General features: G+C 24.3%; 9 protein-coding genes. 5 read left to right on the top strand and 4 right to left on the bottom strand.

Translation table 11 applies throughout. From position 1 onward, the window contains the following. Nucleotides 1–40 precede the first annotated feature (40 nt). Nucleotides 41–1,618 (top strand): bifunctional phosphoribosylaminoimidazolecarboxamide formyltransferase/IMP cyclohydrolase, encoded by a 1,578-nt coding sequence (gene purH, locus FQV33_RS02205; protein ID WP_158348200.1) that lies wholly within the window; start codon nt 41–43, stop codon nt 1,616–1,618. A 164-nt stretch (nt 1,619–1,782) separates the two neighbouring features. Here purH and metE read toward each other — a convergent pair whose 3' ends face one another. Continuing rightward, complete coding sequence (gene metE / locus FQV33_RS02200) at nt 1,783–4,053, bottom strand: 5-methyltetrahydropteroyltriglutamate--homocysteine S-methyltransferase (RefSeq protein WP_158348198.1); 2,271 nt, start codon at nt 4,051–4,053, stop codon at nt 1,783–1,785. Between the two features lie 151 nt (nt 4,054–4,204). On the opposite strand from metE, the gene metR reads away from it, so the two are divergent. Continuing rightward, the gene (metR, locus tag FQV33_RS02195; protein ID WP_158348196.1) at nt 4,205–5,140 is read left to right on the top strand and encodes an HTH-type transcriptional regulator MetR; all 936 of its coding nucleotides are present in this window, start codon (nt 4,205–4,207) and stop codon (nt 5,138–5,140) included. A 31-nt stretch (nt 5,141–5,171) separates the two neighbouring features. Here the strand turns inward: metR and FQV33_RS02190 are convergent, their stop codons facing one another. Further along, nucleotides 5,172–5,972: a Cof-type HAD-IIB family hydrolase gene (locus FQV33_RS02190; RefSeq protein ID WP_158348194.1), complete on the bottom strand. Its 801-nt coding sequence runs from the start codon at nt 5,970–5,972 to the stop codon at nt 5,172–5,174. 166 nt (nt 5,973–6,138) lie between these two features. Between FQV33_RS02190 and glmU the strand changes: the two genes are divergently transcribed. Together glmU and glmS are read left to right on the top strand one after the other, a co-directional pair. Beyond that, nucleotides 6,139–7,524 carry a bifunctional UDP-N-acetylglucosamine diphosphorylase/glucosamine-1-phosphate N-acetyltransferase GlmU gene (glmU, locus tag FQV33_RS02185; RefSeq protein WP_158348192.1) on the top strand — a complete coding sequence of 462 codons (1,386 nt, stop codon included), beginning with the start codon at nt 6,139–6,141 and terminating at the stop codon, nt 7,522–7,524. Between the two features lie 50 nt (nt 7,525–7,574). Then, complete coding sequence (gene glmS / locus FQV33_RS02180; protein WP_158348190.1) at nt 7,575–9,404, top strand: glutamine--fructose-6-phosphate transaminase (isomerizing); 1,830 nt, start codon at nt 7,575–7,577, stop codon at nt 9,402–9,404. A gap of 113 nt (nt 9,405–9,517) precedes the next feature. On the opposite strand, the gene rpoH is transcribed toward glmS, so the two are convergent. Both rpoH and ftsY read right to left on the bottom strand, forming a co-directional pair. Next, the gene (gene rpoH / locus FQV33_RS02175) at nt 9,518–10,375 is read right to left on the bottom strand and encodes an RNA polymerase sigma factor RpoH (protein ID WP_158348188.1); all 858 of its coding nucleotides are present in this window, start codon (nt 10,373–10,375) and stop codon (nt 9,518–9,520) included. Nucleotides 10,376–10,545: 170 nt separating this feature from the next. Beyond that, nucleotides 10,546–11,610, bottom strand: a complete 1,065-nt coding sequence (ftsY, locus tag FQV33_RS02170) for a signal recognition particle-docking protein FtsY (protein ID WP_158348186.1) — start codon at nt 11,608–11,610, stop codon at nt 10,546–10,548. A gap of 131 nt (nt 11,611–11,741) precedes the next feature. Between ftsY and rsmD the strand changes: the two genes are divergently transcribed. After that, entirely contained in the window at nt 11,742–12,329 is a 588-nt protein-coding gene (rsmD, locus tag FQV33_RS02165; protein WP_158348184.1) for a 16S rRNA (guanine(966)-N(2))-methyltransferase RsmD, read from the top strand. Nucleotides 12,330–12,349: the final 20 nt, after the last annotated feature.

Raw genomic sequence — 12,349 nt, 5'->3', positions numbered from 1 at the left:
TTTTACTAAAAATACTTTTTTATACAAAAGAACTAAAATTATGTTATCAAATAATATATTAAAAAATGCTTTAGTCAGTTTATCTAATAAAGAACATTTATTAGAGATATCAAAAGTTTTATTAGAAAAAAAAATTAATTTATTTTCAACAGGAGGAACTGCAAAATATTTAAAAAATCATAATATACCTGTAGTTGAAATTTCAGAATATACCAACTTTCCAGAAATAATGGATGGTCGTGTGAAAACTATGCATCCTAAAATAATAGCAGGTATTTTAGCTAGAAGAAAAAAAGACCAAACAATTATGAAATTACACAATATACTACCAATTGATATAGTTATTGTTAATTTTTATCCATTTGATAAAATAAATATTGAAAAAAAACATAATATAGAAGAAATGATTAAAAACATTGATATTGGAGGCCCTACATTAGTTAGATCTGCGGCTAAAAATTACAAAGATGTTATAGTTATAGTAAATTTTTCTGATTTCAAATTAATTTTTAATTCAATAAAAAATAACTATGTCAGTATAGAAAAAAGATTATATTTAGCAAGTCAAGCTTTTTCATACACCTCACGTTATGAACAAAACATTGAAAAGTATTTTATAAATGCAAATAAATTTAACACAAAATATAAAAATGATTTATTTCCAAATCAAGTTAAATTAAAATTTATTAAAAAACAAAATTTAAGATACGGAGAAAACCAACACCAAAAATCTGCTTTATATATAAAAGAAAATTTTTTAGATCCTGGTACAATTAGTTCGTCATATCAAATACACGGGAAACAATTATCTTACAACAATATATCTGATGCAGATATAGCCTTAGAATGTGTTAAACAATTTTCTCAACCGGCTTGTGTTATTGTTAAACACGGTAACCCTTGTGGGGTTTCTGAAAATAAATCTCTATTACAAGCATATATATCTGCTTATAAAGCAGATCCTATTTCTGCATTTGGAGGAATAGTTGCATTTAATTGTATAATAGATATAAAAACAGCTGAAGAAATTATTCAAACACAGTTTATTGAAGTAATTATTGCTCCTGAAATAAACAATACATCTTTAGAAATATTAAAAAAGAAAAAAAACATAAGAATATTAATTACTGGAAAATTTAAAAAAAATAATGAAAAAATAGATTTTAAAAGAATAAATAACGGATTGCTGCTACAAGAATATGATAATGATGAAATAAATATAAAAAAATTTAATTTTATTACAAAAAGATTACCTAATGAAGAAGAATTAAAAGACGCTATATTTTGTTGGAAAGTAGTAAAATATGTTAAATCAAATGCAATTTTATATGGTCTTAAAAAAACAACTATTAGTATAGGAGCTGGTCAAACAAGTAGAGTAGATGCAACTCAATTGGCAAATTTTAAGGCAAAAAATAGAGGATTTAATACAAAAGGAGCCACCATGGCATCTGATGCATTTTTTCCTTTTATAGATGGCATAGAAACAGCCGCCTCTATTGGAATCAGTTGTATTATTCAACCAGGTGGTTCAATTCGTGATCAAGAAATAATAGAATGTGCCAATCAATATAATATAGCAATGATTTTTACTCAAAAACGTCATTTTAAACATTAATTTTTACGATATTAAAACAATATAAATATAACTTTAATATTTTAAATGAACAAAAAAATTATTATATTTTTTAAATCATCATTTAGATTTTTATTTATATAAAATAATCTAAAAGATGATTTAATATTTTATTAAGTAAATATTTTTAATAATATAGTATTATATTAGATATTTTTTTTAATTTTATTTCTTATTTTTTTCGAAGCTTCTACCATATTTTTTAATGCAGATACTGTTTCTTTCCAATTTCTTGTTTTTAAACCACAATCTGGATTCACCCAAATACGATTTAATGGTATATACTTCATTGCTTTTTTTAATAAAATATCAATTGCTTTAATATTAGGTATATTCGAAGAATGAATATCATATACACCTGGACCAACTTCATTTGGATATTTAAAATTTTTAAACGACTCTAATAATTCCATGTCAGAACGCGCTGTTTCAATTGTAATAACATCAGCATCTAATAAAGCAATAGAATCCATAATATCATTAAATTCACAATAACACATATGTGTATGAATTTGTGTAGTATTTTTCACATTAAAACAAGTTAAACGAAAAGCGTCCACTGCCCAAGTTAAATAATTATTCCACAAACTTTTTTTCAAAGGCAAACCTTCTCGTAATGCAGGCTCATCAATTTGAATAATTTCAATTCCTTCTTTTTCTAAGTCTAAAACTTCATCCTGTAATGCTAGTGCAATTTGTTTAGAAATAATTTCCAATGAAATATCTTCTCTAGGAAAAGACCAAAATAAAATCGTAACTGGTCCTGTTAACATACCTTTTACTGGTTTTTTTGTTAAAGATTGAGCATATTTCAACCATTCTATAGTAATAGGTTTTGGACGGCTAATATCACCAATAATAATAGGTGGTTTTACACAACGTGAACCATAACTTTGAACCCATCCATTATCTGTAAATACAAAACCATCTAAATATTCACCAAAATATTCCACCATATCATTTCTTTCAGCTTCTCCATGTACAAGCACATCAATATCTAATTCTTCTTGTACTTTTACTACTTCTTTAATATGTTGTTTAATACCTTTCTTATATTCTTCAAAATTTATTAAATTTGCTTTATAATCTCTTCTTAACTTTCTTATTTCTATTGTTTGAGGAAAAGAACCAATAGTAGTTGTAGGTAAAATAGGTAAGTTAAATTTATTTTTCTGTTCTTCAGCACGGATAGCGTAATTGCTAATTCGATGAAAATTATTATTTAAAATTTTAGAAACACGTTGTTGAACTTCAAATTTCTGAACTTTTTTAGAGGAACTACGTTTATAAAGTGGATCAGACCATTGTTCAATAAAAGTAGTATTATTATCTTTTAATGCTTTTAATAATAACGTTAATTCACTACATTTCTGTACAGCAAAAGCAAACCATTTTTTAATTTCTGGATCTAAATGTTTTTCTATATTTAAATCAATAGGAGAATGTAATAATGAACAAGATGAACTAATTAATAAATTTTGACGAAATTTAGTAATTTTAGAAAGAACTTTAAACCATTTTAAAAGATCTGACTTCCAAATATTTCGACCATTAATAACTCCTAAAGATAACATCCATTCTTTAGGAATTTTATTATTAAAATCAAATATATTGTATTTTCCACAAACTAAATCAATATGAATACCATGTACAGGCAAATCACGAATAAATTCTATATTATGATTAATACTATCAAAATATGTTGTTAATAATATTTTAGTTTTTCCATATAAATATTTATAAGCATAAGAATAAGCTTTTTTCCATTTTTCTGGAAGTTCTAAAACTAAAGCAGGTTCATCTATTTGAACAAAATCAATATTTCTTGCAGATAATTCACTTAAAATATATTTATATATAGGTAGTATACTATCAAGCAAGTCTAAACGATCGAAATATTTTTCTTTTACTTTTCCTAACCATAAGTATGTAATAGGACCTAAAATAATAGGTTTAACTTTATAACCTAATAATAAAGCCTCATCTATTTCTTCTAAAAGTTGATTCCAAGAAAATTTTAATGTTCTATTTTTACTAAACTCTGGAACTATATAATGATAATTAGTATTAAACCACTTAGTCATTTCTGATGCAGAAATATCTGGATAAGATCCTCTAGCTATGCGAAATAAACAATCCAAATCAATAGAAGCATTAATATCATTATGTCTTTCTGGTATATTTCCTAACATCATACTAGTACTTAAAACATGATCGTACCAAGCAAAATCTCCAACTGATATATATTGAATTCCAGTATCCTTTTGTTTTTTCCAATTATCTTTTCTTAAATTTTTTCCTATAAGTAATAAATCTGATTGTTTAATATTACCAGACCAATAAGATTCTTGAGCTCTTTTAAGTTCTCGATTTATACCTATTCTTGGAAAACCAAGTATATGACTCGAAATAACCATTTGTTTCCCTTATAATTTTTTTATAAATATTTAATAAATATTTATTTAAAATAATTTAATAATTGATTTATTTAAAATAGATATCTTATAATTCTAGTATTAAATAAAATACGCAAGCGCAAATATTTAATTCTCGATATGAAGGAATCTCATGATCGAAATAAAACATCTACGAACCTTACAAGCCTTAAAAAATAGTGGTTCATTAAGCTCTGCTGCAATTCAATTGCATCAAACACAATCAGCCATTTCTCATCAATTTAATACACTAGAAAAAAGATTAGGTTTCAAATTATTCATTCGAAAAACTAATCCTGTAAAATTTACAATTCAAGGCAAAATTTTACTAAAACTATCTAAAGAGATGTTACCTAAGATAGATAAAGCAATAAAAAACTGCAAATATACTCATCATACTGTTATTAAGCTCGCCATCGAATGTCATAGCTGTATTCATTGGTTAACACCAGCGTTAAAAATTTTCCATAAAAACTGGCCTAAAGTAGAAATAGATTTTTACTCTGATATGATTTTTAGTCCGCAACCATCCCTTCAACAAGGAAAATTAGATATTGTATTAACTTCAGAAGTTTTACCTAAAAATGATTTAATTTATATACCAATGTTTGATTTTGAAGTTCGATTAATTCTATCTCCCAGTCATCCTTTAGCACATAAAGAAAAAACAATTATTCCAGAAGATTTAGTATCTGAAACATTAATGACATATCCAATAGAACGTCATAGATTAGACATATGGAAATTTTTTTTAAAACCAGCAGGAATAATACCAATATTTAAAAATGTAAATAATACCTCACTTCTTATACAAATGGTATCAGCAAAAATGGGTATTACTGCTTTACCACATTGGGTAGTAGATAATTTTGAGAAACAAAATTTAATTGTGACAAAACAATTAGGTCAAGGGGTATGGAAAAGATTATATGCTGCTGTAAGAAATGGCGAACAAAAAGAACTAGCTATACAAAATTTTATTTTTTCTATATGTTCACATGCTAATACTCATTTAAAATTTATTCGTCACATACTACAACCTGGATTTTTTAAAAATTTCAAATATTAATTTAAATTAAAACGTTTATATAATAATAGTTTTATGTAATAAACATTTTATCCAAAAAAGCTGCTACACTATCATCTTTATTATTACCAATAACTTCAGCGTATGGTAAAATATTTTTTAAACGAGAATCAGCATTTTTCATAATACATGGTTTCCCTGAAATACTTAACATATCGTAATCATTCATGCCATCACCAAAAGTAATACATTCTTTTAAAGAAATACCTAAAATATTAGATATTAATTTTAATCCATGACCTTTCGATGTTTTCCCAGATATAACTTCTAAACATCCTGGAACCGAAAAACTAACATTCACTTTATTGCCTAACAAAGTAATAATATATTTTTCAAGATTATATAATTTTTCAAAATTATTACTTGTAAAGAAAACTTTACTCACTTTCTTAAAATTAAATTTATCTGGATGAAAATATTTGTATTTAAGTAATGATAAACTTGGACAAAAGTTATTTTGAATTTTATTGTTATTTATATACCATTGATTATTTCGATACACTTGAGTAATAATATCTGAATCTAAATATTTTAAACAAATCAGTTTAAAAGCAATGTCTACATCTAAATTATTTTCAAATATTAACTTATTATCTAAATTATAAACTTTAGCTCCATTAGAAGTAATCATAAAAATTCTAATATTTAAATTATCTCGAATATGCATCATATCAATATGATGACGACCTGATGCGAAAACAATATACAAACCTTTATTGATTAATAATTTTATGATTTTTTCTGTATATTTTGTTATTTTATTTTCTGGAGATAATAAAGTACCATCTAAATCTACTGTAATAATTCGATACATAATAAACCTTAATATATAAAACAATATATTTAATATGCTTGAAAAATACTTTAATAATCAATTTATATTTATTAACTGCTTATTATATTTTTTAACTTTAATAATATTTTAAATAAAATAATTTAAAAAGTTCATGTATTTATACAAAATATAAAAAAGGATATATATGTTAAAAACTGAGACAATTATCATTATATTAGCAGCTGGAAAAGGTAGTAGAATGAAATCTAATTGCCCAAAGGTATTACATAAATTAGGTGGAAAAACAATATTAGAATATGTTTTAAATACAGCAAAATCTATTAAACCTAAAAAAATAATATTAGTTTGCACAGATAATATAAAAAAAATATTATCTAAAACTCAAAATATTTCTGTAGAATGGGTAATTCAAAAACAGCAAAAAGGAACAGGGAACGCTATAATTATAGCATCAAAAAATTTTTCAAACAATGAAAACATTATTGTTCTTTATGGAGATATGCCATTTATTTCTAAAGAATCTATAAAAAAATTACAAGAATCTAAAAAAAAATCAAATTTAAGTTTATTAACTAGTAACATAGAAAAACCAGAAGGATACGGAAGAGTCTTTAGAAAAAAAGGAAAAGTAATAAGCATTATAGAAGATAAATGCGCTAATAATGAAGAAAAATTGATTAAGGAAGTATATTCGGGAACATTTATAGCAAATGGAAAAGATTTAAAAAGATGGTTATTAAAAATTAATCAAAACAACATTAACCAAGAATTTTATGCTACAGATATTGTTTATTTAGCTTATTTAGAAGGTAAAACTATTTCAACAGTAGAACCTGTACATTATAAAGAAATATTAGGTATAAATAATCAATTACAATTATCTATTTTAGAAAAAATCATTCAACAAGAAATAAGCAATAATCTTATGATAGCTGGTGTAAAATTAAAAGATCCATATCATTTTAACTTAAGAGGAACTTTAAAACATGGAAAAAATATAGAAATAGATACAAATGTTATATTAGAGGGCAATATAATTTTAGGAAACAATGTTAAAATCGGAGCAGGTTCTATAATTAAAAATAGTTTTATTAACAATCAATCTCAAATTAAAGAATATACAATTATAGAAAATGCTAAAATAGGAAAAAATTGCATAATAGGACCTTTTTCTCACTTAAGAAACCACACTATATTAAACAATGAAACACATATAGGTAACTTTGTTGAAATTAAAGATAGTATTATAGGCAAAAAATCAAAAATAAAACATCTTAGTTATGTTGGAAATTCTGAGATTGGTTCTCGAGTAAATATGGGTGCAGGTAGTATTACATGTAATTATGACGGTTTTGAAAAATTAAAAACTATTATTGGTGATAATGTTTTTATAGGATCTAATACCGAATTAATTGCTCCTGTTAAAATTTCAAAAAATACAACTATCGCAGCAGGAACTACAGTGACAAAAAATGTAGATAAACCATGTTTAGTTTATAACAAGAAAAAACAAAAACATAAAGAAAACTGGATTTATACTAAAAAAAATGACAAAAAAAATACTAATTAATCACATAAATTAATAAAAATTATTTTATAATCAAACAAGGGTAAATCTATATGTGTGGTATTGTTGCTGCAGTAACACAACGCAATATAATTAATTTTCTTCTTAAAAGTATTAAACGATTAGAATATCGAGGATACGATTCTTCTGGCTTGGCTATAGTAAATAAAAACAATGATTTTAATCGAGTTAGATGTGTAGGTAAAGTAGATGAATTAATAGAAAAAACAAAAAATAAAAAATTATTTGGAACTATTGGTCTTGCGCATACACGATGGGCAACTCACGGAAAAGTTTCAGAAAAAAATACACATCCACATATTTCCTCTCATATTGCTATTGTTCATAATGGTATTATTGAAAACAGCTTACAACTTAGATCATTATTAAAAAAACAAGGTTATATATTTAATTCTGATACAGATACCGAAGTTATTGTACATTTATTACATTGGGAACAAAAAAAAACAGGTAAATCTCTTCTAGAAGTACTAAATAATAGTTTAATAAAATTAAACGGAAATTATAGCATGGTAATTATGGATAGTCATAATCCATCAAAATTAATAGCCGTTTGTTCTGGAAGCCCATTGATTATTGGCTTAGGAAAAGGAGAAAATTTTATAGCTTCAGACCAAATTGCATTATTAAATATTACAAAACGTTTTATATATTTAAAAAAAGGAGATATTGCTATTGTAAAACCAGAAAAAACTAAAATTTTTAATAAAAATAATTCTATAATTCAAAGAAAAATCATTACGTCTGATGTCAAATATGAATGTGTAAAAAAAGGAAAATATAAACATTATATGGAAAAAGAAATATACGAACAACCAAAATCCATTCGAAATACTCTAAAAAATCGTTTAAAAGACAATACAACTATTTATTTTTCAGAGTTAGGATTAAAAGAAAAAAATATTTTTTTACATTTAGAACATATTCAAATAGTTGCATGCGGAACTTCTTATCATGCTGCAATGGTCTCTAAGCATTGGTTTGAATCACTTGCTAATATTCCATGTGATGTAGAAGTGGCTTCTGAATTTTCTTCTCGAAAATTAGCAGTAAGAAAAAAAAGTTTTTTTATTACTTTATCTCAATCAGGTGAAACAGCAGATACTTTAACAGCATTAAGAATTTCTAAAAAATTAGGATATTTAGGCAATTTAACTATATGTAATATGAAAGGTTCGTCTTTAGTACAAGAATCCGATAACTATTTATTAACTAAAGCAGGAGTTGAAATTGGAGTCGCTTCTACTAAATCATTTACTACACAACTAACTGTTTTGTTAATGTTAGTAGCAAAAATAGTTAGTATCAAAAAAAAAGAAAATGATATTGAAAAAAAAATTGTAAAAATTTTAACTGTTTTACCACATAGAATTGAAGAAGTTTTAAAAAAAAACAAAGAAATTCAAAATATAGCAAAAAAGTTATATAATAAAAAAAATATATTATTTCTTGGAAGAGGTGATCAATATCCTATAGCTATGGAAGGAGCGTTAAAATTAAAAGAAATTTCTTATATCCATGCAGAAGCTTATCCATCTGGAGAATTAAAACATGGACCTCTTGCATTAATTGATAAAAATATACCTATTATTATTACAGCTCCAAAAAACTCATTACTTGAGAAAACAAAACAAAATATTCAAGAAATATGTACAAGAGGTGGTTTAATCTATATTTTTTCTGATGAAGAAATAAATTTAGAAAACAATATCACACTTTTAAAAGTTCCATATGTGGAAGATATAATAGCACCTATTTTTTATATAATTCCATTACAGTTACTTGCATATTATATTGCTTTAAGTAAAGGAACAAATATAGATCAACCAAGAAATCTTGCAAAATCTGTAACAGTAGAATAAAAATTTATATTCATTTTATATAAAAGAGTATGAGTTTTTAGTTCTATACAATAGCCTCATACTCTATATGATATAAAAGTATATTTTAATTAACAATATTTTTACATTTTAATTTAATTTTCTATGGCTATTTTTAATTTCTTCATAGCATTTTTTTCTAATTGTCGTACACGTTCTGCGGAAATTCCATAATTATTTGCCAATGCTTGTAGAGTATTTTTTTTATTGTTATCAAGCCATCTAGACTGAATAATATCACGGCTACGTTTATCTAAACCTAACAAAGCATTACTTAATTTATGTGTTGCATGTTCATCCCAATTATCTCGTTCAAATCCATTAGCAAAATCAGATGTTTTATCTTGCAAATAAGGCATATTTAAATGATTTTTACCATCTTTTAAATCTTCATCTGGAAATGAATTAAAAGTTACATCCTGAGCTGACATACGAGATTCCATTTCTCTAACATCAGCTGTACTTACCCCTAATTCTCGAGCAACGATTTCAATTTCTTCTTTATTAAACCAACCTAGTCTATTCTTACTTTTTCTTAAATTAAAAAATAGTTTTCTTTGAGCTTTTGTAGTGGCGACTTTTACAATTCTCCAATTTCTAAGTACATATTCATGTATCTCGGATTTAATCCAATGAACTGCAAAGGAAACTAAACGCACTCCAATTTCAGGATTAAATCTTCGAACTGCTTTCATTAAACCTATATTTCCTTCTTGTATTAAATCAGCTTGAAGTAAACCATATCCTGAATAATTACGTGAAATATGAATAACAAATCGAAGATGAGAAAGAATTAAAGTTTTAGCAGCATCTAAATCACTATTGTAACGTAAACGATGAGTCAATAACTTTTCTTCTTCAATAGATAACATAGGCCATAAATTAGCTATTCTAATATAAGCATCTAAGTTACCTAATGATGTTACAGACAAAATCTGCACTTTATTAGTCATGTTAATTCCAGCATGAACGAAATATGTTGAATTAATTATAAGTATGTGGGATATTTTTATCATACTTTAGTTAAAATTTAAAATCAAAAATTTATATAAATATTAAATGTATTTGTATTAGAATAAAATTAACAACATAAATTATTTATACTTTAAAATTTATAAAAAAATTATTTTATATTATGAAAAATAGAATTAATAAAATCACTACTATTAAAAGCAAGCAAATCAGTTGACTTTTCACCAGTTCCAATATAACGAATAGGAATAGAAAATTGATCTGATAATGCAAAAATTACCCCTCCTTTTGCTGTTCCATCTAATTTAGTAATAATTAATCCAGTTAAATTAAGTGATTTATGAAACATTTCAGTTTGTTTGATTGTATTTTGTCCATTACAAGCATCAATTACTAATACTATTTCATGTGGAGCAGATACATTTAACTTTTTCATAACTCTAATTATTTTTTTTAATTCTTCTAATAAATGTTGCTTATTATGTAATCTTCCTGCTGTATCAATTATTAAAACATCTATTTTTTTCGAAATAGCAGATTTTAATGCATCAAATGCTACTGCAGCTGGATCGGCTCCGGAAATTTGAGCTATAACTGGAATATCATGTTTTTTCCCTAATATTTGTAATTGCTCTATTGCTGCTGCTCGAAATGTATCTGCTGCTGCTAACATAACAGATTTTTTATCTAACTTATATTTTTTTGCTAATTTTAAAGCAGTTGTAGTTTTTCCTGTACCATTTACACCTACTACTAATATAACAAACGGAATTTGATTTGAAATTAAAAGAGGTTTTTCTACTTTTTTTAAAATTAAATGCATTCTTTCTTGTAGAAGAAAATAAACTTCTTTTGGATTTTTTAATACTTGACGATGAGTATCACTAATTAATCCTTGAATAATTTTTTCAGTAGTATTAACACCAATATCAGATAAAATCATAGTATCTTCTAATTCTTCAAACAAAGCATTATCTATATGTTTTAAAGAAAAGATACGACTAATCCCATCACCAAAAAAATTTTTAGTTTTTTTTAAACTTTCTTTTAATTTAAAAAAAAAATTCATTTTTATATTATTTTCATTATCTAATTTTTTAAAATCTTTAGTATTTATTTTATTTTGTATTTTACATTTATTTAAATCAATTTTATTTCTTTTAATTATCTTTGAATTAATCCAAGAGAATAAATTATTTTTTTTGTTATCATTCATTTAACTGACCCCTTAATTAAAAAAGTAAAAACTATTTACTTTATATTGTAAAAAATTCAAAATTAAATATTTATTTAAATTATATTTAATAATAAAATAAATTATATCACTAACATAGATAATCTAATAAAATGTACAATTCTTTTTTTAAAAAAAAAGGACAAGTTTATATTATTTCAGGTAAGTTAAAAGGAAGAAAATTATCTTTTAAAGAAAATTTAAATATACGTCCGACAACTAATCGAATAAGAGAAACGCTTTTTAATTGGCTTTCTAAATATATTCAAAATTCTCGTTGTTTAGATTGTTTTGCAGGTAGCGGAGCATTAGGATTAGAAGCTATATCTCGACATGCTAAATTTGTTACTTTATTAGAAATAGAAAAAAAAAATGTAATTTCATTGAAAAATAACATAAAAAAATTAAATATATCTAATCTAGAAATCATACATACAAATACTTTAAATTGGTTAAAAAAACCAAAAAAACCATATGATATAATATTTATAGATCCACCATATAATGAAGAATTAATAGATAAAACTATTATTTTGTTAGAGAAAAAAAAATGGATAAAAAATAAATCAATAATTTATATAGAAACAAAAAGAAATCAACCTTTAATAATATCACATAATTTCGATTTATATAAAAAAAAAGTAACTAATCAAATTGCATGCTATCTTTATATTTTTAAAATAAAAAAATCTAAAACTTAAAATATTAATAAATTTAATAG

The organism is Buchnera aphidicola (Aphis fabae), assembly GCF_009069125.1.
Lineage (GTDB): Bacteria > Pseudomonadota > Gammaproteobacteria > Enterobacterales > Enterobacteriaceae > Buchnera > Buchnera aphidicola_BB.
Note: the sequence above shows the minus strand (reverse complement) of the source record. Positions and strands in the feature narration are given on the sequence as shown.